29 protein-coding genes are annotated in these 24839 nt (G+C 42.6%); 18 read left to right on the plus strand and 11 right to left on the minus strand.

The window, feature by feature from the left end:
- Positions 1-66: 66 nt before the first annotated feature.
- Complete coding sequence (locus tag ACWVCM_RS07235) at positions 67-1455, plus strand: hypothetical protein (protein WP_455201056.1); 1389 nt, start codon at positions 67-69, stop codon at positions 1453-1455.
- Between the two features lie 12 nt (positions 1456-1467).
- On the plus strand, positions 1468-1842 hold the full coding sequence (locus ACWVCM_RS07240; protein ID WP_455201057.1) for a DUF2784 domain-containing protein: 375 nt from the start codon (positions 1468-1470) through the stop codon (positions 1840-1842).
- Here the strand turns inward: ACWVCM_RS07240 and ACWVCM_RS07245 are convergent.
- Together ACWVCM_RS07245 and ACWVCM_RS07250 are read right to left on the minus strand one after the other, a co-directional pair.
- Complete coding sequence (locus ACWVCM_RS07245) at positions 1839-2684, minus strand: DMT family transporter (protein ID WP_455201058.1); 846 nt, start codon at positions 2682-2684, stop codon at positions 1839-1841. The genes ACWVCM_RS07240 and ACWVCM_RS07245 overlap by 4 nt on opposite strands.
- Positions 2685-2700: 16 nt before the next feature.
- Entirely contained in the window at positions 2701-3312 is a 612-nt protein-coding gene (locus tag ACWVCM_RS07250; protein ID WP_455201059.1) for a TetR/AcrR family transcriptional regulator, read from the minus strand.
- Positions 3313-3525: 213 nt separating this feature from the next.
- On the opposite strand from ACWVCM_RS07250, the gene ACWVCM_RS07255 reads away from it, so the two are divergent.
- The 5 genes from ACWVCM_RS07255 to ACWVCM_RS07275 all read left to right on the plus strand — a co-directional run bounded on the left by ACWVCM_RS07255 (position 3526) and on the right by ACWVCM_RS07275 (position 7954).
- A complete protein-coding gene (locus tag ACWVCM_RS07255) occupies positions 3526-4620 on the plus strand; it encodes a class I SAM-dependent methyltransferase (protein ID WP_455201060.1) in 1095 nt (364 codons plus the stop codon).
- An 84-nt stretch (positions 4621-4704) separates the two neighbouring features.
- The gene (locus ACWVCM_RS07260; RefSeq protein WP_455201061.1) at positions 4705-6042 is read left to right on the plus strand and encodes an MATE family efflux transporter; all 1338 of its coding nucleotides are present in this window, start codon (positions 4705-4707) and stop codon (positions 6040-6042) included.
- 105 nt (positions 6043-6147) lie between these two features.
- Positions 6148-6618, plus strand: coding sequence for a YbhB/YbcL family Raf kinase inhibitor-like protein (locus tag ACWVCM_RS07265; RefSeq protein WP_455201062.1), 471 nt, complete (start codon positions 6148-6150; stop codon positions 6616-6618).
- 68 nt (positions 6619-6686) lie between these two features.
- Positions 6687-7520: a methionyl-tRNA formyltransferase gene (locus tag ACWVCM_RS07270; protein ID WP_455201063.1), complete on the plus strand. Its 834-nt coding sequence runs from the start codon at positions 6687-6689 to the stop codon at positions 7518-7520.
- Positions 7521-7564: 44 nt separating this feature from the next.
- Positions 7565-7954 carry a ribonuclease E inhibitor RraB gene (locus tag ACWVCM_RS07275; RefSeq protein ID WP_455201064.1) on the plus strand — a complete coding sequence of 130 codons (390 nt, stop codon included), beginning with the start codon at positions 7565-7567 and terminating at the stop codon, positions 7952-7954.
- A gap of 62 nt (positions 7955-8016) precedes the next feature.
- Here the strand turns inward: ACWVCM_RS07275 and ACWVCM_RS07280 are convergent, their stop codons facing one another.
- Positions 8017-8766 (minus strand): helix-turn-helix domain-containing protein, encoded by a 750-nt coding sequence (locus ACWVCM_RS07280; protein ID WP_455201065.1) that lies wholly within the window; start codon positions 8764-8766, stop codon positions 8017-8019.
- Positions 8767-8930: 164 nt separating this feature from the next.
- On the opposite strand from ACWVCM_RS07280, the gene ACWVCM_RS07285 reads away from it, so the two are divergent.
- Together ACWVCM_RS07285 and ACWVCM_RS07290 are read left to right on the plus strand one after the other, a co-directional pair.
- Complete coding sequence (locus tag ACWVCM_RS07285; RefSeq protein ID WP_455201066.1) at positions 8931-9272, plus strand: hypothetical protein; 342 nt, start codon at positions 8931-8933, stop codon at positions 9270-9272.
- Entirely contained in the window at positions 9269-10060 is a 792-nt protein-coding gene (locus tag ACWVCM_RS07290; protein WP_455201067.1) for a DUF2145 domain-containing protein, read from the plus strand. Before ACWVCM_RS07285 ends, ACWVCM_RS07290 begins: the two co-directional genes overlap by 4 nt.
- A gap of 59 nt (positions 10061-10119) precedes the next feature.
- Here ACWVCM_RS07290 and ACWVCM_RS07295 read toward each other — a convergent pair whose 3' ends face one another.
- Positions 10120-10293 carry a hypothetical protein gene (locus tag ACWVCM_RS07295; protein ID WP_455201068.1) on the minus strand — a complete coding sequence of 58 codons (174 nt, stop codon included), beginning with the start codon at positions 10291-10293 and terminating at the stop codon, positions 10120-10122.
- Between the two features lie 246 nt (positions 10294-10539).
- On the opposite strand from ACWVCM_RS07295, the gene ACWVCM_RS07300 reads away from it, so the two are divergent.
- The gene (locus ACWVCM_RS07300) at positions 10540-11514 is read left to right on the plus strand and encodes a hypothetical protein (RefSeq protein ID WP_455201069.1); all 975 of its coding nucleotides are present in this window, start codon (positions 10540-10542) and stop codon (positions 11512-11514) included.
- Between the two features lie 29 nt (positions 11515-11543).
- Here ACWVCM_RS07300 and ACWVCM_RS07305 read toward each other — a convergent pair whose 3' ends face one another.
- On the minus strand, positions 11544-12110 hold the full coding sequence (locus tag ACWVCM_RS07305; protein ID WP_455201070.1) for an outer membrane beta-barrel protein: 567 nt from the start codon (positions 12108-12110) through the stop codon (positions 11544-11546).
- Between the two features lie 698 nt (positions 12111-12808).
- Here ACWVCM_RS07305 and ACWVCM_RS07310 point away from each other — a divergent pair.
- Positions 12809-13012, plus strand: coding sequence for a YgaP family membrane protein (locus ACWVCM_RS07310; RefSeq protein ID WP_455201071.1), 204 nt, complete (start codon positions 12809-12811; stop codon positions 13010-13012).
- Positions 13013-13136: 124 nt separating this feature from the next.
- Positions 13137-14933: a SulP family inorganic anion transporter gene (locus ACWVCM_RS07315; RefSeq protein WP_455201072.1), complete on the plus strand. Its 1797-nt coding sequence runs from the start codon at positions 13137-13139 to the stop codon at positions 14931-14933.
- Positions 14934-15224: 291 nt separating this feature from the next.
- Here the strand turns inward: ACWVCM_RS07315 and ACWVCM_RS07320 are convergent, their stop codons facing one another.
- From ACWVCM_RS07320 to ACWVCM_RS07340, 5 genes are all read right to left on the minus strand, one after another.
- Positions 15225-16022 carry a hypothetical protein gene (locus tag ACWVCM_RS07320; protein WP_455201073.1) on the minus strand — a complete coding sequence of 266 codons (798 nt, stop codon included), beginning with the start codon at positions 16020-16022 and terminating at the stop codon, positions 15225-15227.
- Positions 16023-16217: 195 nt separating this feature from the next.
- Positions 16218-16745, minus strand: a complete 528-nt coding sequence (locus ACWVCM_RS07325; RefSeq protein WP_455201074.1) for a paraquat-inducible protein A — start codon at positions 16743-16745, stop codon at positions 16218-16220.
- A gap of 202 nt (positions 16746-16947) precedes the next feature.
- Positions 16948-17463, minus strand: a complete 516-nt coding sequence (locus ACWVCM_RS07330) for a DsrE family protein (protein ID WP_455201075.1) — start codon at positions 17461-17463, stop codon at positions 16948-16950.
- A 328-nt stretch (positions 17464-17791) separates the two neighbouring features.
- Positions 17792-18031 (minus strand): DUF2934 domain-containing protein, encoded by a 240-nt coding sequence (locus ACWVCM_RS07335; RefSeq protein WP_455201076.1) that lies wholly within the window; start codon positions 18029-18031, stop codon positions 17792-17794.
- Between the two features lie 31 nt (positions 18032-18062).
- Complete coding sequence (locus tag ACWVCM_RS07340) at positions 18063-18566, minus strand: Hsp20/alpha crystallin family protein (protein ID WP_455201077.1); 504 nt, start codon at positions 18564-18566, stop codon at positions 18063-18065.
- 270 nt (positions 18567-18836) lie between these two features.
- On the opposite strand from ACWVCM_RS07340, the gene ACWVCM_RS07345 reads away from it, so the two are divergent.
- From ACWVCM_RS07345 to ACWVCM_RS07370, 6 genes are read left to right on the plus strand one after another with little or no spacing between them, the layout of a single operon-like run.
- On the plus strand, positions 18837-19946 hold the full coding sequence (locus ACWVCM_RS07345) for a 4Fe-4S dicluster domain-containing protein (protein WP_455201078.1): 1110 nt from the start codon (positions 18837-18839) through the stop codon (positions 19944-19946).
- A complete protein-coding gene (locus ACWVCM_RS07350) occupies positions 19939-20772 on the plus strand; it encodes an FAD/NAD(P)-binding protein (RefSeq protein ID WP_455201079.1) in 834 nt (277 codons plus the stop codon). Before ACWVCM_RS07345 ends, ACWVCM_RS07350 begins: the two co-directional genes overlap by 8 nt.
- On the plus strand, positions 20773-21549 hold the full coding sequence (locus tag ACWVCM_RS07355) for an NADH-quinone oxidoreductase subunit B family protein (protein ID WP_455201080.1): 777 nt from the start codon (positions 20773-20775) through the stop codon (positions 21547-21549). It abuts the gene before it with no gap.
- 12 nt (positions 21550-21561) lie between these two features.
- Positions 21562-22860 carry a Ni/Fe hydrogenase subunit alpha gene (locus ACWVCM_RS07360; RefSeq protein ID WP_455201081.1) on the plus strand — a complete coding sequence of 433 codons (1299 nt, stop codon included), beginning with the start codon at positions 21562-21564 and terminating at the stop codon, positions 22858-22860.
- Positions 22857-23321, plus strand: coding sequence for a hydrogenase maturation protease (locus ACWVCM_RS07365; RefSeq protein ID WP_455201082.1), 465 nt, complete (start codon positions 22857-22859; stop codon positions 23319-23321). The genes ACWVCM_RS07360 and ACWVCM_RS07365 overlap by 4 nt, the downstream gene beginning before the upstream one ends.
- Before the next feature lie 42 nt (positions 23322-23363).
- Positions 23364-23804: a hypothetical protein gene (locus ACWVCM_RS07370; RefSeq protein ID WP_455201083.1), complete on the plus strand. Its 441-nt coding sequence runs from the start codon at positions 23364-23366 to the stop codon at positions 23802-23804.
- 41 nt (positions 23805-23845) lie between these two features.
- On the opposite strand, the gene ACWVCM_RS07375 is transcribed toward ACWVCM_RS07370, so the two are convergent.
- Positions 23846-24634 carry an enoyl-CoA hydratase-related protein gene (locus ACWVCM_RS07375; RefSeq protein ID WP_455201084.1) on the minus strand — a complete coding sequence of 263 codons (789 nt, stop codon included), beginning with the start codon at positions 24632-24634 and terminating at the stop codon, positions 23846-23848.
- Positions 24635-24839: the final 205 nt, after the last annotated feature.

The following is a 24839-nucleotide window of genomic DNA, read 5'->3' on the forward strand; positions in this document are numbered from 1 at the left end:
ACGGATAAATCCACGCGGGGTTTTTTGTCACTAATCATTTAAAAATTAATCTGGCGGATTCAATAAATGAACATATTACGGCTGTTGATAGTGGGTGTTGTTGCGCTGGCGCTTTCCGCGTGTGGTAAAGAAGAATCTGGAGTGACGGCGCCGAGCAACAAGTCGAAAAGTGCAGCGCCAACGACGAGTCAAAGCGCTTCAGGCACGCAGTGGATAAGAGGCTGGCGAGATGCGAGTATGTTGCAGGGTCCACGCGCAGGCGCAGCAACTGTTGTAGTTAATGGCTATATCTATGTCATAGGCGGTGTCAATGGACGTCATTTTGTTCGCCTGAGTGAATACGCGAAAATTAATGATGACGGTAGTCTCAGTCCCTGGAAAGAAACTTCCCTTTTAAATGAAGAGCGTGGATTTATCGATGCTGTTGCCAGGGACGGTTATATTTATGTGGTTGGCGGTGGTAATGGCCCAAATGGGAAAAATTTGTTACGTACCGTTGAGAGAGCCAGGGTGAATGAAGATGGTAGTTTAAGTCCCTGGCAAACCATGCAGTCAGGAATGGTTATGCCGCGTCGTTGTTCCAAGACTGTCGTTAAAGGCAAATATATTTATGCGTTGGGTGGTTTTGCCGGTGCATTGCTGGATAACGTGGAGCGCGCAGAGATTTTATCAAATGGTGATTTAGGGCCGTGGACAATCGAAAATGCGGCGATGACAATTCCACGCTACGTTAATTCAGTCAAAGCTTCGCATGGTAATACTTATGTTATAGGTGGGCACGATCAAACGAAGGGAGTGGGGATTACTGATGTTGAATGGGCCATACCCAGTGAACAGGGCGGTGTTAAAGACTGGAAAGCAACCAGCAACATGCAGGTAGGGCGTTATGGCCTGGCAAGTGCAGGCCACGGAAACTCAGTGTACGCAATTGGCGGCTTAACCGGCCTGGAATATCTTAACAGTATTGAAGTTGCTGATATTCAGGATAACGGTGAGCTATCTCCCTGGCGGTTTACCACACCATTATCGGAGCCGCGTGCTACCTTTAGTGTTGTGGTTTACAAAGACTGGATTTATATAATTGGTGGGACTAACCAGGATCGGTATTTAAATACCGTAGAGTATGCCTCCTTTGATGAAAGTAATGATATTGGCTTTATGGGAACGCAACAGGATGCACAGACCTATCAAGCTAAACTGGATCAATTAAAAGCAGCCAAACCTCGATTACCGAATTACGGTACGGTGAAAGCTGTGCAACATGCCTCGATGTACAGTTATATCCAGATCGTCAATGAACAGGGAATGTTGTGGTTAGCTGGACCTAAAACAGAGCTAAAGCTAAATGACAAGATTCGATTTAGTAAAGGTGTCTCTATGTCAAACTTTTATAGCAAAGAATTGCAGCGATCATTTCCACAGGTAATATTTGTCAGCAAGATCGAAAAGGAATAACGTTTAGATATTATGCTTGCCTATACGCTGGCAAATATCATACTGATCGTTCATTTTTTATTTATATTATTTGCGCTGCTAGGCGGCCTATTTTTGCTTCGCTATCGCTGGGTCGCATGGCTACATGTACCAGCTTTCATTTGGGCGGCACTGATCAGTTTTGCTGGCTGGGTTTGTCCATTAACACCCTGGGAAGTCGCTTTACGTAAAGCAGCGGGAGAGGACGGCTACGCAGGCGGCTTTATTGAACAGTACATAACACCTGTCATTTATCCAGAAGGCTATACGCGAGAATTTGCTATAACAGCCGGCATAACAGTCCTGCTTGTTAATCTACTAATTTATGGCGCAGTCATTTATAGAACAAGAATACAGCGTAAGTCTTAGTTACCGGGTTTTCGGTTGGTGGTAATAACCAGGGCTATTCCCCCTAATATAGCCATACTGGCCAAGCTTAATCGCATGGTCAGTGGTTCTGCCATGAATATAACTCCTCCAAGCGCCGCTATCATGGGTACTGATAATTGAACTGCTGCTGCACTGCTTGGTTTTAAATAAGGCAGTGCAGCATACCAGATAACATATCCTACACCAGACGCTAGAGCGCCGGATAAAACTGCCAGCAATACTCCCGATAATTGTAGCTCCATGGCGTCAATAAACATTAGGCTCGTTATAATCGTCAGCGGCACTGTGCCAACAAAATTCCAGGTGGTTGCGGCAACAGGATTTGTTACACCTTTACCGCGCAGGGAATAAATGCCCCAGGCAAGTCCGGCAGTTCCCATTAAAATGGTGCCAGTCACTGAGGGTGCGGTGACGCCAGGTGAAACCAGGTATGCCAGTCCGCTGCATGCAATCAGAATTCCCAGCCAGGCTGCGAATTTTGGACGGTCACCTTGCAACACGCCAAATATAATCATGGTTAATTGTACGGTACCAAAGAGAATCAGTGCGCCAGTACCGGTGCTTAATTGTATATAGGCAAAGGAAAAACAAATTGCATATATAAACAATGAGACACTGGCTTTGATGTCGAATGATAATGTTTTCCTAAGCGAGGAATCTCGCAAGACGAGGATGAGTGCGAGCACAATAGCGCCGCTGACTAAACGAATCGTGGTAAAGGACGCTGCATCAATGAGCTGTTCGCCGAGGGCCATTCGGCAAAGAATGGAATTAGCGGCGAAAGCTAACATCGCGAGAAGTGTTAGCAATACAGGTTTCATGTAAGCGCCTTGATATTTATATCTGGTTAAATAGCAGCTCTATATAGTTCTTGAATTGAGTGAGCTGTTTAACCATTGTTTTTGGGTCGGCAACCATCTTTGCAACTATTAGTCCGCCCTCAAATACAGAGAGCAGCATGTCAACTAAGGTCGACGGTTCTACATCGAGCTTAGCGGGATATTTTTCCAATGCAATACGAAACTTGTCATCGAGTACGCGGTGCCATTCGTCAAACCCATTGGTCACCAGGCACTTGGTGTCAACATCAAACTCTTCAAATTGATAGACAAAGCTTGCGACTAAACAGCCAGGTGCTTCATCAAGGCCATCAAATATATCAATCATCAAGCCCAGGAAAATCAGAAGTTGTTGCAGGGGATCACGGTGTAGTTTTTCAGCCTTTGCTATAAGGGAATACAGTAAATCATCATCACGCTTTACATATCTTTCAACCAGGTTTTGGGCCAGTTCGGCTTTGCTTTTAAAGTGATAGAAGAATGCACCCTTAGTGATGCCGGTTTTTTCCAGAATCTGGTCAATAGACGTTGCGCCGTAACCATGATCAAGCACCAGGGCTTCCGCGGCATCCAGGATTTTTTCTTTGGTTAAATTTCCATCTCTTGGCATCGGGTAGGTTTCCGCTAACAAACTACACAAAGTATATTACCGACCGATTGGTTTAACAACCGCTATACGCTAAATTATAAATAAATATTTAAATTCAACAATATACAGAATATATGCTAAATATTTCATATTTTCCTTGTTTTTACATACCATTCGGTCTATAAATAAAACATACCAACTGGTTGGTATAATTAACCAAGGGAGGATGAAAAAATGACAGCAGCAGAATCTATGACAATGGTGTACAACCAGGGAAAGGCCGAGGCATTTGCGGATCGCCTGGTGAACGCCCTCAACGAAGGTGCTTTGTGTTTGATGACGTCAATTGGGCATCGCACCGGTTTATTTGATGTTATGGCCAAACTTTCACCATCGACGAGTGATGCAATCGCAGAACGGGCCGGTCTCAACGAACGATATGTGCGCGAGTGGTTGGGGACTATGACCACCAGCGGGGTAGTGGAGTATAACCACGAAAATCGGACTTACGCTTTGCCCGAAGAACATGCTTCGTATTTAACACGGGATGCGACTCCGGAAAACATTGCCGTATTCGCCCAATACATCCCACTGTTGGGTACAGTAGAAGATGATATCGTGCATTGCTTTAAAGAAGGTGGCGGGGTTCCGTACTCCCGCTACACCCGATTTCATGAAGTTATGGCAGAAGATAGCGGTCAAACGGTTTTGTCATCGCTGTTTGAACATATTATTCCTTTATTGCCCAATTTTGAACAAAAGCTGGAACAGGGAATTCGTGTCCTTGATGTAGGGTGTGGCAGTGGTCGCGCTATGAACCTGTTGGCGAAGAGATATCCAAACAGTGAGTTTGTGGGAATAGACCTGTCAATCGAAGCCATCAATAGCGCCCAACGAGAGGCCCGCGAAAAAGGTCTGAACAATGTTAAGTTCTTTGCGAAAGATTTAACTCGCTTTGATGAAGATGCGAATTCAGAACAGTATGATCTGGTGACAACCTTTGATGCTGTACATGACCAGGCAAAACCGCTTGCTGTTTTAAAGGGAATTTACCGTTCACTTAAAGCAGATGGAATTTATCTAATGCAGGATATCCATAGTTCCAGTCATGTACATAACAATGCGGATCATCCTATTGGCCCGTTGTTGTACACGATTTCCTGTATGCACTGTATGACAGTTTCTTTGGCGCAAGGCGGCGATGGTTTGGGTGCCATGTGGGGTCAGGAAAAGGCTAAAGAATTATTAGTAGAAGCAGGATTTAGCAATATTCAAATTCATCAATTAGATCACGATTTTCAGAATGACTATTACGTAGTGAAAAAGTGACATTGTATGATGAGAGCAATGACTACAAATTATATAGTATCAAATAGTCTATTATTCCCTTACGTAAAAGAGGCCGGTGCTCTAATGAAGATCGCCGGCCCTCTGATTCTAGCGTCCTTAGTCAGTATGGGAATTTCCATTACCGATGTAGTAATGATGGGCTGGTTGAGTTCAGATGCGCTGGCCGCGGGTGCTGCAGTTAGCGATTACTATTCTGTGTTCTTTTACCTGACAGCTGGAATTATTGCGGCTATCGCGCCAATAATTTCTCAAACACTTGGCGCAAGGCAATCCTATAAAGTACGCAGCGTTACACAGCAGGGATTCATGATGGCCATGGTACTCACCATACCGGGAGCCACTATGGTATGGAATGCCGATGTTATGCTGCATTGGTTAGGCATAGAGATGTACATCGTGGAAATGGGTAAACCGTATGCCCGTATGATGGCGATGACTTATTTTGCCATGATGGCGGTAAATGTATGTCACTACTTTCTATCCGCGCATGGGAAGACCAGGATTATCCTGTTTATCACCGCTACAGCATTACCCATAAATGCATTGGGCAATTATGCCCTGATATTTGGCAATTTTGGGTTGCCAGAGCTTGGTTTGTTGGGTGCCGGTTTAGCTTCCTTGTTATCAGCCAGTTATATATTTTTTATGATGTTGTTTTACACAAGTCACCATCCAGTGTTGAAACGATATCGATTGCTTGCGAAGCCTTTTAGCCATAAACACAATTATGTGCCTGAAATTTTACGTGTTGGTACGCCTATCGGGATATCTAACCTGGGTGAAATGGGGGTATTTCTATTTGCCACTGTTACAATGGGTGTATTCGGCGCGGAAGTACTTGCAGCGCATACCATCGCCTTGCGGTTGGCTGGCGTGTTATACGCATTTCCTATGGGGATGGCTCAGGCTGCGACGGTGCGCGTAGGCTATGCTATTGGCGAAAAGAGCCGTGAGTCGATTTTTCGCATTATGAAAGCTGCCCTGGTTCTTTCCGTTGCTTCAGGCCTGGTTTTTCTAGCCGGTACTTTGTTGCTTAACACCCAAATAGTAGGCTGGTTTTTAAATAATCAGTCTGTGGTAGCGATCCAGACGCAAGCTACTATGTTTTTAATATTACTCGCCATTATTCAGCCTTTTGATGGTGTAGGGTGTGTTGGTGCAGGAATTTTAAGAGGCTTCAAAGATACCCAGGTACCCATGTACTTTTCCATGTTGGCATTTTGGGGGATTGGATTTATTGGCGGCTGGTCCCTGGCGTTTCTTGCGGGTATGCAAGGTATGGGAATCTGGCTTGGGCTTGCTGGTTCAGCTATTGCTTATAGCTTGTTTATTGGTTTGCGATTGTACTGGTTTTTGCTAAATAACCAGGCGCATGCGAGGTTAGCATATGCAAATGTTTAAACAGATTAAATTTCAAAAATCTAGTTTATCGTGCTTTGACGGTAGTCAATGAGAATATTAGGCCCGGGTGAATACTATATATTAAATTCATCAGGACTCGAGGCAATGAAATCCACCTCCACCGCTTTTCAAGACAGTACAGAAATACCAGTGATGTATACCTGCGAAGGGGATGATATATCTCCACCGCTAACCTGGAGAGATGTGCCCGAAAATACCCAAAGTCTGGTGCTTATCGTAGATGATCCGGACGCTCCCGATCCGGAAGCACCTAAAATGACCTGGGTTCATTGGGTGCTATATAACATTCCTCCGGATACTAGTGAACTTCCGCAAGCAATAAGTTCTGATGGTCTTCCTTCTGGTACACTTGAAGGTGTCAACGATTGGCGTCGTACAGGCTATGGCGGTCCCTGTCCGCCTATTGGCAGTCATCGTTATTTTTTCAAGCTATATGCATTGGATATATTGCTACCCGATCTGAAACACCCAACGAAAGCGCAGGTGGAAGAGCTAATGCAGGGACATATTATCGAAGAAACCGCCCTGATAGGGACCTATAAAAAGCGCCATTAGTTACTGACACCAAGCCCTCTCTGAAGGCATAATAAAAGCCTGTCCATTTATTAATGCCTAATTAAAGAATGAAAATTGCTTATTGCGGATATGATTTTTTTCATGCCTGCCTGGAAGAACTCTTGTTAGGTGGTATGGATGTTTATCGCGTATTCACAGTCCCATGTGACAACCGGGTTAATTTTAATAAATATGTTTACCAGCTGTGTGAAAAAAATAATATTTCAGTTAGTGAAGAACGAATTACTGAAGGCACTATTGAACAGCTTCAACTGGAGGGTTGTGAGCTGTTAATTGTGGCAGCCTATAATTATAAAATCCCATCACTTACCGCAACGAGAATCAAAGGTATAAATATACACCCTACATTGTTACCAATAGGCCGTGGTGTCTGGCCGTTACCCTGGACTATTTTGACTGATCAAAAGCAAAGTGGAGTAAGTGTTCATAAAATAATCGAAGAATATGATGCCGGCGATATTTTGATGCAGCGAAGATTTCCAATTGCACCTGATGAGCGGTTGGAATCCCTGTCTGCCAAAGTGCAACTACTAGCAAGGGATATGATATCGGACGTTGTATTAAACTTTGAGCACTATTGGGAAGCTGCAGTGGCTCAAGCAGGTGAAGTAAGTCTATGGAATTATCCAGCGAAAGAGCAGCGAACTTTAAGTTGGGATAAAAACGTCGGTGAACTGGATCGAATTTGTCGTGCTTTTGGAAAATTTGGTTGTTTTGCCACATTTGAAAACAAGAACTGGATAGTCTACGGATTGAGTGCCTGGGAACAATCACACAATTACATAATAGGCCGTGTAGTGCATAAGACTAATACTGAAATGATAGTAGCGGCGCGTGACGGTTTGGTAAGCCTGCTATATTTTGGGCCAGATGCGGAGTAGGTGGCTAATGGAAATTTTTTCTGCCTTTGAGGAATCTGTCAGGCATGTTTGATCCGGTTGGAATTATCGTGGCAATAGTCGTAGCAATTTTTGGTTATCGATATGCGGCTAAAAAACAGGAGTCAAGAACCCTTGATGGTCATGTGATAAAAAAACTTGAGGAATCCGGGTTTGATACTACTACAGAGCATGAGCTTGAGTTCTGGTTTTATGCAGATGATGCGACCGCTGTAACGAATCTCGCCGAAGAATTAAAAAACCACATGTCCCACGTACATATCTCGGATACAGAACAAGATCCAAGGTTTGTAATTCGTGCGTCAAAAGCTATGGTACCCGAGTTATCTGAATTGCAGAATTTAAGGAAAGATTTTAAGGGGCTTGCGAAAAAACATAATGCAGTGTACGACGGCTGGGGTTGTAGCATCGAGTAAGCTTGGCACGCTAGTTTATATAGTCGTTTTTGCATTCCAGGCTACTAATCAGTCGTCTACCTTTATTTGTCTAATGAGCTGGCTCTTCTTAACGATGTAAATGCAGATAATTCCCAAGGCCGAAACGCGATTACCAATCCGGCATTTCGCCTTTTTTCGACGGGAAAACTTAAATCTTCATCCAGGATAGACGAGAATTCCTTGGCTATATCATCCAGCTTTTTCAACAGGTGTTCAGTAGAGTTGCGTGAAAGCATGCCAGTCAAAAACAGGCGCAGCTCATTTTCTTTGTCAAAGCTGGCGTTAAAGAATTCACGTTCTATATGCGCTCGGAAATAGTGTTCGATTGGACCGTTGGGCAGCCAGCGAAAGTCAGGTTGAATTAGCAGCTTAAATCTATTGCCTGGAAGCAGCTCTATTATTTTTAATGTATCAAGTTTCGCCAACAGAACGACACACTCTGGAACGGATATATCATATTGATCGACTATATCTTCCATTCGCCAGTGGTTTCGAACGCACACAGCCACAAGCATGAGCTTTGTATTATTAACTAATTCTTTTTCCTGCGTCTCTGTTAAATGCGATATTCGATTTTTTAACTCGTCCACCATTCTGACAAGATCACTGAAGTCGATTTTAATAAGCTGGCAAATTGCTTCCAGGCGCTTTAATGTAAAGTTGTTTGTCGCAAACATACGTTTGATACTCGCCTCACTTAATCCCAGTTCATGAGCAACATAGCTATAAGTTTTACCTTCGTTTTTTAATGCTTTTTTGAGTGCTTGCACTAATGAAGCTATTTGCCCCATCATGACCTCCTGATCAATAAATCAACAAACCGTAAAATAGTATAAATAATTAATACTGAAGTGGTCGCTATATACTACATATTTCTTAATAGTTGTAAATAAAGATACCCAGTGCCAATCTTGTATTACCCATAGGCAATACATAACAACTAGGAGGAACCACAATGAAAATACATATAGCCATTGGCTTTCTAACATTATTTTCGGTCTTTACGGCTCAATCAGCCCTGGCGCAAGGTAGTACACAACACTCGGGCAAGGCGCTGGAAAACGGTGTCAACTCAATAGGTCATTCCGTAGCAGCGGGTGGGAAACTGGTCTCCGGAACCATTGCTATTCCGTTAAAGGCGGCTGGAGAAGTCGGTAAAGCTAGCGGTCAGGCGGGAAAGGAAATGTGGGATAACGCAACGGGAACCAGTGGCGATCCACTACCGATTACGGACGAGACGGTTACCGCGGGACCGCCACCGGCAAAAGCGATGCAGGTTGAAGGAGATGAGATATGAAAACAATCATCAAGCTTCTATTTAGCGTATTAGTGTTAACTGTTGTAATGACTGCTGGCGCTCTTGCCAGCAGTCAGGCGAACAGCGAGCCAAATTTCGAACCAGCAAAAATTGCTTCGTTTGCTAAACAGGTTGAAAAGGAACTCGCAGCGAAAGGGGTTCGTGTATTTATTATTGCGCGAGTAGGTCGGCCAGCTAGCGAACTACCAGATGGAATTAATTTTACGCATACCGCATTTGCTGTTTACTCATCGATAATAACCGAAGATGGTTCAACAGTACCCGGGTATGCTATATACAACTTGTATCAACGTGACGACGAACCAAATATCAGTGACCTGGTAGTTGATTATCCTATCGATTTTTTTATGGGGGCGCATGAATTACGTGCGGGCATTATAATTCCAAAACCTGAGTTACAGCGCAGATTGCTAAGAGTAATTGATTCTGATATCTACAAAACGCTACATAATCCTAGTTATTCAGCGCTTGCAAATCCCTACAATCAAAAATTTCAAAATTGTACGGAACATACACTGGATGTGATCAATGCTGCTATTTATGATACTAGTGATCGTAACCAACTAAAGGCAAACATCCGGCAATATTATAAAGCACAAAATGTGAATCTGAATCCATTGAAGCTATTGATGGGTGCCTTATTCATTCCCGATATTGCACTCAGTGACCAAGACGAGAAAATCCATACATCGACATTTACAACTATAGCCAGTTACCTGGCTGAGAATAAGCTTGTTGAAGAGCATTTTGTTATTACAGCAAACTAATTTAACTGACTAAAGGGCCCACTCCCTGGGCCCTTATTCTATTGTATAAGCGTGATTGATTAGGCGGCTTTAGGTAGTTCCAGTTTATCTTTTGCGACTTTGTTTAAAATACGATCATCAAATTCCTTCAGCGCTAGTTCAAAATCAATGCCTAAGAATTTTGCCACAGTACGAACAGCATTTTCGTGTTGTGCTGACCAGGGATACTGATCCAGTAGTTTCTCCATCTCCATTGTTCATCCTCCTTAATTTCCAATAGTTATCTACGATAGCGTCAGAGCTTTTACAAGTTGATTGACCTTAGCCCGCTGCGTATTTCTGGGCACCATATCAACATATCGAAATTGGATTACCAATGACTTACTGCACACTGAATAAGTAATTTTTCACGCTTTGTATTTTTTTTACCTTAAGGATATTATTGATAAAACTGAATATAGAATAATGTTTGAGCAGTAAAATCAGTAGCTGAGGTGGTTATGCTAAAACTAAAAATAAGCGTCCTGTTAGTTCTTGTTATTGCCGGGTGTGGAACTACGCGAGATGAAGTGATTGATTTAGAACAGGATAATAGAGCCAGTATTCAAACATCGCATGCTTTTTTGATCTTTGATCAGGAACAAAACATTTTAATTCCAAGAGCTTCAAATAGTAGATCGCCGGCGCCACCCTATAATACAGCGGGTTCAATGTTTGATCCTTTGGGCTATGCCCTTGGCGTAGCCATTGGTAATGCGATCGGCAGCTGGATTGTCGGTGAAGATGATGCTCCCCAATACCGCGAGCTCCCTGATTCCAGGCTTGCGTTTACACAAGAACAGAATTTTTTGCCATTGTACGAAAGGCAGTTCAAGAAAGTAGTGAATGGTAGTCAATCATTGATTACTGAATACGATTTGTTAGCCAGCAACATTAAAAAAGATAAGCTAGGCGCAAAAATTGCGAGTATAAAACAAGATAGCTCGTTGGTAATCAGGACAAAATACTTTTTTTCCACAGACTATCGACGTATCTATGTTAATACCCATGCTATTTTGACACGGGCCGAAAATGAGTCTGAGCCGATTTACCAAAATAATTTTTTATATGTGTCTTACGCGGTAGGAAAAAAAGATATGTCTATGGATGACGTTATTCGTGAATGGTCGGAAAGTGATAGTAAACGATTTAGAATGGTCATGTCTCAGGGAATAAAGGAAAATTTCCGTATGATAAATATGGCGCTACTGGATAAAGGTGCAACGTTAAGCGACCAGCAATCAGCAAATGATCATATTCTATTTTGGAATCCTGAAGGCAGGCGCGTGGAAATATCGGGCGCATTTGTGGCGAAAGATGATTACAGGCGTGTCCTAAAATCAGTTAAAGGGAACTACTATTCTGTAGACAATCCTAACCGTTATCGTGCTGATCTGGAAAAGTATCTTGAAAACCAATATCGATCTTCATTGTAATAAAACAGTACAGTAATTAAAAATGGATACTAGTTTTTAAGATAGTGGGTAAATCCCAGCATCCAGGTGTCTAATTCACCCTCGTCACCCAGATCAATAATTCTAATCCATTTAAACGACAGGGCTGTTGTATCATTTCCGTAGAGGTCAATTCCCGCGCCGTAGCTCATGTCATCGAAGTTTTCAGAATCATCGATATTTAAGAATGCTATATTACTCGTTAACTCAACATCGCTTCGCAAGTAGGTGTAACCTCCTATCGCAAACAAAGTGAACGTGTCAAATCGGACATTCCCACGTAAGTAAATTGATCCATAATAAGCAGTACTCTGTATTGAAAGTGTATTTCCACCGCTTGATTCGTCGAGTGAGGCATACGCGATACCTAGTTGAGATTCCACGGCAATAAATTTATGTAAGTCGTACCCTATTTGAAATGATCCACCTAAACCGTCTTCTTTATCTATCATTTCAAGATAACTTCCCCCGTTGATCCCGAGATAGAATTTATTGCGATCATCGCGAGTTTCACTGGCGTTTGCTGAAGAAAAGCTAATAAAAAACGTCGCGCATATTATTATTTTAAATAAACGCATGGAACACCGACTCCTTAGTTAATTTGCTAAAGCCATCCTAAATGTATCAAATTTACTCAAGTCTGTATATTCTTTTAACAGATCTATCTTCCAATAAGTTATCACGTGAACCACGCTTATTCTAGTTATTAAAAATGTTGTTACTGCAAGTTTCAATCAAGTTGAAAGCATGAATGCGCGCTATCATAATTTTTATATTAGATATTGTGTGATTATCAGACCTGATTAAGAATTTGTCCTCGGTACTTGTAAAGTTGTTGTCGGCAATGTTAGCTGGAACCAAAATCTGTGCTTAGTTGATGCGCTATATGCAGGCGAGCATCCTGGTAACTATTATCTTGAAGAAAATGCAGTAGCGTAATTTATTGTTCGCAAGTAATAATAAATGCATCGTAATAATATAGGTTGCCTGTAGTGAGAACTAAAGAGCTTTCAATCTGTTCACAGAGGAATGCCAGACGGAGTTCCAATTCGAACAATCAAAGGTTTGCTGGTATTACAGTTAAACTATCCGGGCTCTGGATTCTCATTAGCGAGTTGCGTGAGTTATTAGGGATCACGAAAGCTAGTCATTATATTAATATAAATCAACTGGTTAGAAGGGGTTGGCATGGTTCGATTATAAATCCTGACTTTACAGTATTAACAAATACTAATATACTAGCGACAGTTTTTATCCCTATCTGGAGGCAGATTACATGACTATCGAACGTTTCGTACTCGCATTTGCAGGCTTTATGATTGTAACTAGCGTTGTATTGTCACAGGTGCATTCAATTTATTGGCTGGGTTTTACAGCATTTATTGGCTTAAACATGTTTCAAAGCGCGTTTACCGGCTTCTGTCCTTTGGCGAAGATTTTAAAATCATTCGGTCGTAAAACTGGGCCAGCATTTAGCTAGAAATATCTGGAAATAAACATCGTAGTACAAAAAAGGCGTTAACCAACGCCTTTTTTATTTTTTAACCTTGCTATTATTAGTAGATGTATTGAAGACAAGTTCAACTTATTATTAAAAATCACAAATGAAGAATCAATCTTTTGTTTGCCCTCTTTGGTTAGTTCGTCTCTTTCCTTTCATTCGCTGGTGGAATAGAGTGGATGCTCAATCATTCCGAAGCGATGTAGCAGCGGGATTGATTGGAGCAATAGTAGTTTTACCCCAGGGTGTTGCGTTTGCAGCAATTGCGGGCATGCCTCCGGAATATGGTCTATATGCTGGCATGCTACCCGCAATCATCGCGGCGTTGTGGGGTTCTTCATGGCACCTGGTTTCTGGGCCTACTACCGCTGCATCAATAGTGTTGTTCTCCGCAATCAGCAACTATGCAGAACCAGGCTCTGTTGAATATGTAAGACTGGTTCTTACTTTAACCTTCATGGTTGGAGTTATTCAAATAGCAATGGGCCTGGCAAGACTGGGTACTCTAGTTAATTTTATCTCTCATTCGGTAATCATAGGTTTTACTGCTGGTGCAGCTATCCTGATTGCGGCAAATCAACTCAAACATTTTTTTGGCATTGATATCCCGCGCGGCGCGCATTTTTATGAGGTGATTTTTGGTTGGATTGCACATTTTGACGAAATTAATATTTACATAACGGTGATAGGTCTCGTAACTCTCATTACAGGTATTCTAAGTAAAAAGCTTTTGCCCAAGATCCCTTATATGATTGTTGCCATGCTGGTTGGCAGCGTGCTGTCAGTAATACTGAATGAGATTTTTGGTAAGGATGCAACAAGTATTGTGACGGTGGGTGCATTGCCTTCTTCATTACCACCTTTATCATCGCCCGAGTTCAGTTTGTCGACCATTAAAGATCTGGCACCCGCTGCGTTGGCTGCTACTATGTTTGCTTTGGTGGAGGCCGTGTCAATTGCGCGATCGATTGCGATAAAGTCCGGACAGCATATCGATGGTAATCAGGAGTTTGTCGGGCAGGGGTTATCAAATATTGCAGGCAGTTTCTTTTCCGGTTACGTAGCCACCGGTTCCTTTAACAGAAGTGGTTTAAATTATGAGGCAGGTGCAAAAACGCCGTTGGCAGCAGTCATGGCAGGGGGAATGCTGGTAATTATTGTGTTATTAGTAGCGCCCTTTGCATCTTATTTACCTAACGCTGCTATGGCGGCAATATTGTTTCTTGTGGCCTGGGGGTTAGTTGATTTTCACCATATTAAGCGCATATTGACGCATAGTCGATCTGAATCAAGCATTCTACTTACAACATTTTTTGCCACACTATTTCTTGAGTTGGAATTTGCCATACTTTTGGGGGTCATGTTATCCCTTGTTATTTACTTAAATAGAACCTCACGGCCAAAAATATATGCTCGGGTTCCTGACCCAACTTTGCCGCATAGAAACTTTACAACAAACGCGATGCTACCTGAGTGCCCGCAATTAAAACTGATCCGTATAGACGGGTCGTTGTTTTTTGGTGCCATCAGTCATGTGCATGAAACACTGGCCACATTTGAACAGCATGACTCAAATCAAAAGAATCTATTGTTGCTGGCTCAGGGTATCAATTTTGTTGACCTGGCAGGGGCGGAGTTTATTGAAAATGAAGCCAGGCGACGGAAGAAACGGGGTGGAAAACTATTTATGTATCGTGTCAAAGAAAGTGTGTGTCATGAACTCCGTAAAGATGATGCATTGCTTGAAATTGGTGAAGAAAATATTTTCACCAGTAAAGAAGTAGCAATTAGGACCATAGTGGAGGAACATCTTGATCATTCGATTTGTGCGCAATGCGAAAAGCGTATTTTCAACGAATGTGATAAGGTGTCAAAGTTAGGAAAGGCCATTGATTTATGAGAAGTGATACTGTTTACGCAACAAACCGCTTCCTGTAATTTAGATTAATGGCCTGATAGTATGGAGTAAACCATTAACTATAAAAAGCATATTGCAGAATATTTTTAATATACTGTGGCGCTTGAAACTATAATATTGCCTTTCTTTATTTGAATAAAAATAGATTATTACGTCAGTTTTTCGCTGCTCCTGTAGTAGTACGAAGCAGAAAGTGTAATTGCTAAGATCAGAAATATAGCTGTGCTTATGCATAGGAGCGAGTAATTACGCTCCTATGTTTAGGCGGTTTAACTAATTTCCGAGTAAACTCTTTAATTTGTCCTTGGCTTTTTCCTCTTCTGCCTTCAGCTTGGCATCAGCTTCTTTCTGAAGTTTGGCTTTTTCTGCATCGACCCGTTCTTCAGCCTTAGCTTTTAGTGCGGCCAGCTCTTTATCCAGGCCCTGTTTTTTGATTTCTACTTTCGCATGATCAATGAGTTGACTCAAAATCTGGCTGGAGATTTGCGCCGGTGTGCCATTGAGGTCTGTTAACTCGAGCGTAGGAAGTTTGAGGTTATATGTCTTATCTTTCAAAGGTACAACTTTAGCATGCAATTTGGCATCCTCGAGTAAGAAACGGGTAATATGCATATTAATAGGCGCGCTTTGAGTGCGTGCTGAAGTGGAATCTTCAGAAGGGATGTCAGTACCGCCAGCCCCCAGGTTATCTTTTAACACGTTAAGGCTTCCCTGGCGATCAGCGTTAATTTCGTAAAATATCTGTGGCGCCGAGATGCTTATCAGTTCTATGGCTACCAGTTCCTTGGTGGTTTTTTCAACATCGATATCGGTTGCGATTTGACCGAGCGAGAAAGCATAGGGCAAGGAAAATCCATCAGGATTGGCTATTGTCAGGCCGTTGATGGAGGCTGAACCTTGTGTAAGCTTAATTAACACATTGTCAACTTTTACCGCAGTTTGGGTAGTTTCGCTACCGTATTTTTCAATGGCGGTTTTTACAATTGAGTCGAGGTTGGTTACCACATAATAAACTCCGCCGGCCACAACGATTATCAGTAGAATGAAAATACCTAGAATTGCTTTCTTCATTTTGGGTATTCCTGTTTATCCATGTGTATGTTAGTCATCAAGTAGTGTAACAAGTACCAGACTGGTTCAATGGTTTTCGTAGTGCAATAGTAATACAAATTCAATCAACATATTGTGAATATTCCGGGAATTTGTATGCTGACCTAAATCAACGATTAATTGTTTTCACGTAACTTGCAGGATGAAATAGCATGATTATGCCGTTGATTTTTCGGACTCGGGGTCGCTTGTCAGGCTAACCACGCGGTGGGTGATGAACATAGTCATCAATACAGACATGCCAAATACAAACAGACCAGAATGAACTTCAACACTGGCGACTGCTCCAAGCTTGACGGCTACAATAAGTATTGCTACTACCATGACATCCAGCATTGCCCAACGTCCGTATTCATGCATCAGGTGCAGAAGTTTGTTTATTGCTCGTGAATTGTTTTCCCGATTTAGCACCAGTTTATATAAAATCAGAATTTTAAGAACCGGCATCACTATGCTGAATCCGGCAACAATTACAAATAGTAAAATTTGACCTTTCTCGGCGAGCTCAAGTACAGCAGAGACAACGGAAAAGGAATTGCTAAACATAACTAGCCTGGTGATTGTCGTCATTGGTAATACCAGGCCCGCTACCAATAATCCAGTCGACAGGATAAGCAATCCAAGCAGGATATTCGCGTCTTGCTTAGGTAGTACGCGTTTTGCAGATTGTACATTACTATCCATTGCAAGCATTATCCATGACACCGAAGATCAAGTAAAAGTATAAATGTCGTTCGTTGGAAAAAGTTTTCTTTTTCGCCCTGGATAGCGTTATTGTTGAATAGTGTCGTTTTAATAATAAAGTATTAAGGTGCATGCAAGCAGCCGATGTTATCAACAATATTTTGTAGGCTGCTTGCTACTATTGCTTCTAGGTTTGGACTTGCTATTGTACTTTTAAATAGGAAAATCCCTGGCTTTGTAGCTTCGCAATTTCTACGACTCCAGATGTCACTATAGTGACTCCAGGAATTAACTTTTTCTTATCGAGGCCTATTGCCTGTCTAGTAATATCACACAACGATAAATTAATATTCTGCATGTCATGCAAAGTGATGAGTCGTGTAATTAAATCTTTGCGCAACTTCGCCTGTTCATCGTCGACTTCAAAGGGCGTTCCCTTTAACCTGTCGTGGGTCAAAAACTGGATGCCATGAGACAGAAATACGATCCGAATATCATATTCAATAAACTCATTTTCGTAGGTTGTTACCATATTAAAAATGCTGGTAAGCATGGAGCTCATACGTTGCGGATCGGCATAATCCGCATGGAAGACAACTTTGGCGGTTTCTGGCTTTTCATCAGCATGAGTTACGTTGATATCATGTATAGATAAGATTAGACCTAAGCCCAATAAGATGTACGCCAGAGGCAATACTGGCTTGTTAATGTTGATCATTTATTAATCCTCCCGGTTATTAGGATAAGTTTATTATTAGAATTTCAAGCAATAAGCTGGAGATTTTTATTTTCTGCTTATATTCTTTTTAGCAATAATTCGTGGGTGATAGATGATTAATATCAAAAAAATACCAGGAAATCATTTTTAGTTATGCGATATTTGGTAAAAATTAATTGTAATTAGTAAAATCGTATATAAAAGAAAAGGGTAGGTGGTTAGCCTGCCCTCAACAAATACACCCACGAACAAATACTTCCTATAAACCAAGGTTAAACTCAGAACGTTGTTTGCGCCCACAAAATAGCCAACTACATCGACTACCCAGTTAATGCGTAATATCAGCTTGCCTGGTCGTTGCTTTATGCAACATTTCGTCAACTATTTTTTCTGCTTCAAACCAGTCACGCAGGTGTTCGTCACCTTCGAAACCCCGTGATTGTGCCCGGTAATAAGCAGCTTCGGCAATCATTTCTTCGCGTTCTTCGGGTGTAAGTTCAGTCTCCGCGAGCTCACTCAAGGTGGTTTTGTGAGCCCGCGTTAACTTATTAGCTTTTCCTTTTGACATTATCGTTAGCCTCTTGCGCCGTTTAGCTGGATCATTCGATCTTCACTGTGCGGCGGTGTGCTTTTTTAAGTTTAGGTACAGTGACTTCCAAAACCCCATCTTTGTATTTAGCTTTGGCGTGCTCGCTATCAACGTCGACAGGAAGTGCTACCGTCCGAGTGAATGTTCCATGGCTGGTTTCACAGCGATAGTATTCACCTTTTTCTTCCTTCTCTTCGTGATGTGCCGTACCTTTGATCGTGATAGCGTTTTCTGTAACTGAAATGTCGAGTTTGTCTTTTTCAACACCGGGTACTTCAGCGCGGACTAAAACTTCTTTTTCACGATCAATGACATCTACTTTCGGTAATTTACCGCCAAAAGGTGCTTTTGTTTCAGCCCATGTGGGCCATTCCCAATGCGTAGGCCTTAGCCATCCATGAGGGAAGATATTTTCGAAATAACGGTCAAATTCTTCGAAGGGTGTTAAGGTTCGCGTGGGTTCTGATTTGAGTACTTCTTTGCTTTCCGGTTTTAGTTTGGCTACTTTGCTCATTTTTCTCACCTCCTTTTGTCCGCAGGATTTCAAATAAGCGTTGTTGACCAAACCTCCTATACATACTAATCCTATGATTATCTAATCATACTCTAACAGGTATTGCATTGATTTTTATCAATGACCAAGCTAGGTTCTAACAACTTGATTTAAAGCATAAAACCGGCTTGCAGCATGTGTTTAAATGATGTTTGTAGGAAATTGATTAGTGCGTGAAATACAGCTGCAATTAAACTTTACGATAATACTGGATGAAATGGTTTTGGCGAAATGAATCCTGCTGATAATTATCTACCTCGTGATCAGTTTCAGTCACTTATTGACCAACTGAAGGCGGTTGGCTACCGCTGCGTGGGTCCACAGGTACTTGATGGCGCCATTGTGTACCATAGTTTGCACGATTGTTCCCAATTACCAAAAAGCGTGTCGGAATATCAGTCTCCAGGACATTACAGACTAGAAACGACGAGTAGCCAGCGTTATTTTTCCTGGGCGAATGGGCCTCAGGCAATCAAACCTTATGTGTTTGCGCCAAAAGAAGTTCTTTGGCGTTCCAGGAAAAATAATGATCATTTGCAGTTTCAGGATTTAACACCTGATCCAGAACCTGTTGCGATTATCGGGGTGCGTGCGTGTGATATAGCCGCTTTATACATTCAGGATAAACATTTTTTACAGGAAGAAAAAAAGGATCCTTACTATCTTGCTCGTCGTCAGCAGCTGTTTTTAGTAGCGGTCAATTGCACCCATCCTGCCGAGACGTGTTTTTGTGCTTCTACTGCCGATGGTCCCCGAGCAACTTACGGTTATGACATTGTGCTTTCAGAACTGGATGATGGCTTTCTCGTCCATGACTTAAGTGATAAAGGGCTCGAGCTAATTGAGAAATTGCCCACCAGTCCTGCGGATGAAGCACAAATAAAAGCAGCAGATGCTGAAATTTTGCAGGCCGCCCAACAACAAACTCGCAGCTTGCCTTCCCGCAATTTGAAAAAGGTACTTTTTGATAACCTGGAGCATGAGCGGTGGGAAGAAATTGCTCAGCGTTGTCTGACTTGCGGTAATTGCACCTCAGTTTGCCCAACGTGTTTTTGTCATGCCGAAGATGATATGCCAGCATTAGATGGGGGGAGTAGTGAATATTTTCGCCAATGGGACTCATGCTTTACGCAAGGACATAGCTATATTCATGGTATGACGATTCGTGCGACCACTGCACAACGTTTCCGGCAATGGTTAACTCATAAGCTCGGTAGTTGGCATGACCAATACGGCCGCTCAGGTTGTGTTGGTTGCGGCCGTTGTATCACATGGTGTCCGGTTGGTATTGACATTACCGAAGAGGTGAATGCTATTTGTAGCGAGAACCGTAATGCATAATCCCTATTTACCCCACGAAGCGAAAATAATAGAGCGAATCCAGGAGTCGCCAAGCCTGTTTACGTTACGCATGGAATTTACCGACCCAGAAATACAGGCCAGTTTCAGTTTTGAACCAGGACAATTCAATATGCTGTATTTGCATGGCGTAGGTGAAGTGCCAATATCCATTGTGTCTGATCCAAAAGATGATCATATTCTGGATCACACAATACGTAGTGTTGGACGGGTTACTAATGGAATTGCAAAGTTAAAAGAAGGTGATTGCCTGGGTGTTCGGGGGCCATTTGGTAGAGGTTGGCCATTAGTAAAAGCAGAACAGAAAGATGTGGTAGTGGTAACAGGTGGGTTGGGGTGTGCACCAGTGGTATCAGTTATTAATTATATGATGCGACGCCGTGAACGTTTTGGTGCTATGAATATTGTGCAAGGGGTAAAGCACTCCAGCGATTTCATCTGGGCAGAGCGTTATGATCAATGGCGACAGGCACCGGATACCAATGTGTTGTTGGCCGCAGATGCTGGTGAGTCACTCTGGCCCTGGCATGTAGGGCCGGTTACCGGTTTATTTAATGATTTAAAATTTGACAAAGACAGCGTGATCGTCATGATGTGCGGCCCCGAAGGTATGATGCGGGTTGTTATTCAATATATGCTGGAACAGGGCGTACGGGATTGTGATATCTGGTTGAGCATGGAGCGTGACATGCACTGTGGTGTTGGTCACTGTGGTCATTGTTTATTTGGAGATAAGTTCGTTTGCCGGGATGGTCCGGTATTTTGTTATGAAGAAGTCAAACGTTTATTTGGTATGAAGGGTTTTTAAATGAAGCCAAAAGTAGCAGTTCACAAATTTTCTTCATGCGATGGTTGTCAATTGGCGTTTCTAAATGCCGGGGAAGATCTGCTGTTACTGTCAGAGTTGGTAGATATTGTCCACTTCCCTGAAGCCGGGCCGGTTGACGAAGAAGAAAGTGTGGATATTGCCTTTGTCGAAGGTAGTATTACAACGCCAGCGGATAAAAATCGTATACAACGCATTCGTGAAAAAAGCCAGGTTTTAATCAGCATTGGCGCTTGTGCCACGGCGGGTGGTATACAGGCGCTGCGAAATTTTGCCAATGTAGAAGAGTGGATTGCTTCTGTTTATGCCACGCCGGAATACATACAAACATTAACCACATCGACGCCTATTCGGCAACATGTGAAAGTTGATCTGGAATTATGGGGGTGTCCGGTGAATGCCGGACAGGTGCTGCGGGCAGTACGCGATCTATTGTCTGGCGTGGTTCCCAAGATGGAAGTGAACAAGGTTTGTATGGAATGTAAGCGCCAGCGCAATGTTTGTGTCATGGTGGCAAAGAACATGCCTTGCATGGGACCCGTGACGCGAACCGGCTGTGGTGCCATTTGTCCGCAAATGGGACGTGATTGTTATGCGTGCTTTGGTCCTGCAGAAAACTGTAATACGGCGTCGTTGGGGCTCAGGCTAGAAGGATTAGGATTGCTGCCTGAAGCTATCGCGAAACGATTTCTTTTTATTAATAATGAGGTGCCAGATTTTCACAGGGAAGGTTTGGAGTGGATATCAAAATCATCCTGAATCCGAGATACAATGACTGATCATAAGCAAATAAAGATTGAAGTTCCCGTGCTCGCCCGAGTAGAAGGCGAGGGCGCTCTGGAGTTATCTATTACGGATGATCATATTGATAAGCTTCACTTACGTATTTTTGAGCCACCACGCTTCTTTGAAAAATTGTTGGAAGGCCGTTCTTACGCTGATGTGTTAGATATTGTGGCGCGTATATGCGGTATATGCCCGGTGGCGTACCAGATGAGTGCGGTGCATGCCATCGAGAGCATTTTTAATATTAATCCAGGTGTCTGGGTGAGAGATATGCGTCGTTTGATGTATTGTGGTGAATGGATAGAAAGTCATGCGCTACATATTCATTTGCTTGCTGCACCAGATTTTCTGGGATTTGAAAATGCGGTAGCCATGGCTAAGCAATATCCGGATGAAGTGCGCCGTGGTTTGCATTTACAAGGTTTAGGCAATCGCCTGTTACGTCTGTTGGGTGGGCGTTCAGTGCACCCGGTGGGTGCATGTGTTGGCGGATTTTTCAGTGCGCCGGCAATGGAAGATGTGAAAAATCTATTGCAGGAATTCAAGCAAGCACTACCGGTTGCGAAAGAGTTGGTGCTATGGACGGCGTCATTGAGATTGCCTGATGATCAACAGGATTTTATCAGTGTTTCGCTGCGACATGACAACGAATATCCCATGAATGAAGGGCGGATTGTTTCCAGCCAGGGACTGAATATTCCTATAAATGACTATCAGCAACATTTTAAAGAAATCCACATGCCGCATTCCACTGCCTTACATTCGCAATTAGACGGACAGCCTTATCTCGTAGGTCCATTGGCACGGATCAACTTGAATATTGACAGGCTGCCCGGCTCGCTTCAGCAAGTGATCAAGGAAACTGGTATTAACTTTCCAAGTAACAATATGTTTCATAGCGTGGTTGTGCGCGCCATCGAAATTTATTATGCAATCTGGCAAGCTATTCAAATTATGGAGAACTATAGTATTCCAGACTCATCCAGTGTAGAAGCTTCTCCAAAGGCGGGCGTTGGCTTTGGGTGCACAGAAGCCCCGCGGGGTATTCTATGGCACCGCTATGAATTGGCTGATAGCGGTAATGTATGCGATGCGATTATCGTTCCGCCAACCAGTCAAAACCAGGCGCGCATTGAGCAGGATCTTGAATTATCGTTAAAAGCTTTCGGTCTGGATCAAAATGATGATGCTTTACGCTTGCGAAGTGAAACAGTAATTCGTAACTACGATCCTTGTATTTCCTGTGCAACACATTTCCTAAAAGTAAACGTCATTCGGCAATGACACATATTGCTGTCATAGGTATTGGATCTCCACACGGTGTTGACCAGGTTGGGTGGCAGGCGATCGAATTTCTGCAAAAAGATCATACCTTTCAATCCTTATTGGGTAATGCAGTTAGATTATTGGCTTTGGACCGACCAGGTATGGGATTGCTGGAATATCTTGCTGGCGTTGATTATGCAATATTGATAGACGCTGTCGAAGGAGGCGCCGCAGGTTCAATAATGGAAATAAAAATGGAGCAATTACTAAAGAATACAGTAGAAATTTCCAGTCATCATGCTGGCGTTGCTGAAGCCCTGGCAATGGGCGACACACTAAATGCATTGCCACAGAAAATTACTGTTTTAGGCATTGCAACTGGAGAAAATGCCACTCCACATTCATCAGACAGACACTCATTCAAGCAACTTGCTCTGCTTGTATTTGATCATGTCCGAAGCTATGTCGATCCGCAGTGATTGAAAAAATCGATTCTATACTAAACCTATTATCAATCCCTGGTGTCACCTAAAACAAAATACCAAAACACTAATATTATTTCAGTGTATTGGTCAGGCGACAATCTTCCAATTACTGCTATTGAAGGTGTTAAATCAGGAGGTTACACCATGGAAATCATTACAAGTTGTATCAGAAGGGCATTGCTTTTTATTTTTTTGACTGCTGTGACTGGCGCATCCTTCGGGAAAGAAATGGATTTAATGTATGAGTTTCAGTTAGATCAGTTACTGGATCCCTCGGAGGAACAACTACAACTTGAAAACGTGGGACATATATTTATTTATGATGGGCTGAAAGAATCAGACATCAAATTGGCATTGGATGAGCAGCAGCATCGTATGCATGCTATGATGTTTGTTAATGTGATCTGGACAGATGATACTGGCGAGCCTATTGTTGATCCCTTTACGGGTCAAATTGTAACAGATGATGATTGCTAAATACTTTGAGTCTGCACGGTGCGCAAGACTGGTTAGCAGATTTAGTTGGCGCTATTAATCCAGTCAGGGCGGCGTTTTTCAAGAAACGCCGCTAATCCTTCTTGCCCTTCTTGGGAAATTCGAATTTGTGCAATTAACTCAGCGGTGTATTGGGAAATATCGTCGGATACGCCAGCTAACTTGTGCAACAGTCTTTTACATTCCATCTGCGCAGATGGGCCAGCCTGGAGTAGTGATTCTATTTCTTCTTCAATTGTGTCATCAAGCGAAGATGAGTCGACAATTTTATGGAGTAGCCCCATTGATAAAGCGTCTTCCGCGCTGAATTGCTCGCCTGTTATAAAAAGGCGTTTTGTATTTCGATGTCCCATTGCACTTACAATGTAAGGTGATACAACGGCTGGGATGAGCCCTAGTTTGACTTCTGTAAACGCAAAATAGCTAGTTGATGGCGCAATGGCGATATCGCAACACGCGATAATACCTAATGCGCCTCCAAACGCTGGCCCATTGATTCTGGCAATTGTTGGTTTTGGCATTGCATACAGCTTTTGAAGCATTTGCGCCATTTTGTACGCTTCCATGCTATTGGTGGCATGGTCGCGCTTGACTGATGACTTTAACCAATGAATATCGGCACCGCTGGAAAATGTCGGCCCTTCCCCCGTGATAACAATTGCTCTGACATAATCGTCATCTGATGCAAAGGTTAATTGTATAATTAGGTCTTCGATAACGTCGTTGTCAAAGGCATTGTGGATCTCGGGCCTGTTGAGCTTGATAGTGCAAATGCCACGATTATCAGTTTCTACAGTAAGGTTTTCAGTCATGGTTAAAACTCGGTTGGGTGATCAGGTAACAATAGCGAATAATGTATACAAGGCTACAACCGATATTTCATTCAAGTCGTGTGCCGGATTATTAATTGATAACTTAGGATTCTAAACGGCAATGTGTAGGTTATTGTTTTTGAATGAGATGTAAGTGGAGTACTAGTAATTACTCCGGAATTCATTCCGGGCATATTGCGCTGAA

The sequence above is a fragment of the Kaarinaea lacus genome (genome assembly GCF_975902315.1).

Coding starts and splice junctions, on each gene's coding strand:
- ACWVCM_RS07255 (WP_455201060.1), top strand. CDS start 3,526: ATGACAGCAGCAGAATCTATGACAATGGTGTACAACCAGGGAAAGGCC.
- ACWVCM_RS07375 (WP_455201084.1), bottom strand. CDS start 24,634: ATGACTGAAAACCTTACTGTAGAAACTGATAATCGTGGCATTTGCACT.
- ACWVCM_RS07245 (WP_455201058.1), bottom strand. CDS start 2,684: ATGAAACCTGTATTGCTAACACTTCTCGCGATGTTAGCTTTCGCCGCT.
- ACWVCM_RS07300 (WP_455201069.1), top strand. CDS start 10,540: ATGCTAAAACTAAAAATAAGCGTCCTGTTAGTTCTTGTTATTGCCGGG.
- ACWVCM_RS07265 (WP_455201062.1), top strand. CDS start 6,148: ATGAAATCCACCTCCACCGCTTTTCAAGACAGTACAGAAATACCAGTG.
- ACWVCM_RS07360 (WP_455201081.1), top strand. CDS start 21,562: ATGACTGATCATAAGCAAATAAAGATTGAAGTTCCCGTGCTCGCCCGA.
- ACWVCM_RS07315 (WP_455201072.1), top strand. CDS start 13,137: ATGAAGAATCAATCTTTTGTTTGCCCTCTTTGGTTAGTTCGTCTCTTT.
- ACWVCM_RS07345 (WP_455201078.1), top strand. CDS start 18,837: ATGAATCCTGCTGATAATTATCTACCTCGTGATCAGTTTCAGTCACTT.
- ACWVCM_RS07280 (WP_455201065.1), bottom strand. CDS start 8,766: ATGGGGCAAATAGCTTCATTAGTGCAAGCACTCAAAAAAGCATTAAAA.
- ACWVCM_RS07350 (WP_455201079.1), top strand. CDS start 19,939: ATGCATAATCCCTATTTACCCCACGAAGCGAAAATAATAGAGCGAATC.
- ACWVCM_RS07310 (WP_455201071.1), top strand. CDS start 12,809: ATGACTATCGAACGTTTCGTACTCGCATTTGCAGGCTTTATGATTGTA.
- ACWVCM_RS07260 (WP_455201061.1), top strand. CDS start 4,705: ATGAAGATCGCCGGCCCTCTGATTCTAGCGTCCTTAGTCAGTATGGGA.
- ACWVCM_RS07340 (WP_455201077.1), bottom strand. CDS start 18,566: ATGAGCAAAGTAGCCAAACTAAAACCGGAAAGCAAAGAAGTACTCAAA.
- ACWVCM_RS07365 (WP_455201082.1), top strand. CDS start 22,857: ATGACACATATTGCTGTCATAGGTATTGGATCTCCACACGGTGTTGAC.
- ACWVCM_RS07295 (WP_455201068.1), bottom strand. CDS start 10,293: ATGGAGATGGAGAAACTACTGGATCAGTATCCCTGGTCAGCACAACAC.
- ACWVCM_RS07325 (WP_455201074.1), bottom strand. CDS start 16,745: ATGGATAGTAATGTACAATCTGCAAAACGCGTACTACCTAAGCAAGAC.
- ACWVCM_RS07275 (WP_455201064.1), top strand. CDS start 7,565: ATGTTTGATCCGGTTGGAATTATCGTGGCAATAGTCGTAGCAATTTTT.
- ACWVCM_RS07235 (WP_455201056.1), top strand. CDS start 67: ATGAACATATTACGGCTGTTGATAGTGGGTGTTGTTGCGCTGGCGCTT.
- ACWVCM_RS07335 (WP_455201076.1), bottom strand. CDS start 18,031: ATGTCAAAAGGAAAAGCTAATAAGTTAACGCGGGCTCACAAAACCACC.
- ACWVCM_RS07355 (WP_455201080.1), top strand. CDS start 20,773: ATGAAGCCAAAAGTAGCAGTTCACAAATTTTCTTCATGCGATGGTTGT.
- ACWVCM_RS07330 (WP_455201075.1), bottom strand. CDS start 17,463: ATGATCAACATTAACAAGCCAGTATTGCCTCTGGCGTACATCTTATTG.
- ACWVCM_RS07285 (WP_455201066.1), top strand. CDS start 8,931: ATGAAAATACATATAGCCATTGGCTTTCTAACATTATTTTCGGTCTTT.
- ACWVCM_RS07270 (WP_455201063.1), top strand. CDS start 6,687: ATGAAAATTGCTTATTGCGGATATGATTTTTTTCATGCCTGCCTGGAA.
- ACWVCM_RS07305 (WP_455201070.1), bottom strand. CDS start 12,110: ATGCGTTTATTTAAAATAATAATATGCGCGACGTTTTTTATTAGCTTT.
- ACWVCM_RS07290 (WP_455201067.1), top strand. CDS start 9,269: ATGAAAACAATCATCAAGCTTCTATTTAGCGTATTAGTGTTAACTGTT.
- ACWVCM_RS07250 (WP_455201059.1), bottom strand. CDS start 3,312: ATGCCAAGAGATGGAAATTTAACCAAAGAAAAAATCCTGGATGCCGCG.
- ACWVCM_RS07320 (WP_455201073.1), bottom strand. CDS start 16,022: ATGAAGAAAGCAATTCTAGGTATTTTCATTCTACTGATAATCGTTGTG.
- ACWVCM_RS07240 (WP_455201057.1), top strand. CDS start 1,468: ATGCTTGCCTATACGCTGGCAAATATCATACTGATCGTTCATTTTTTA.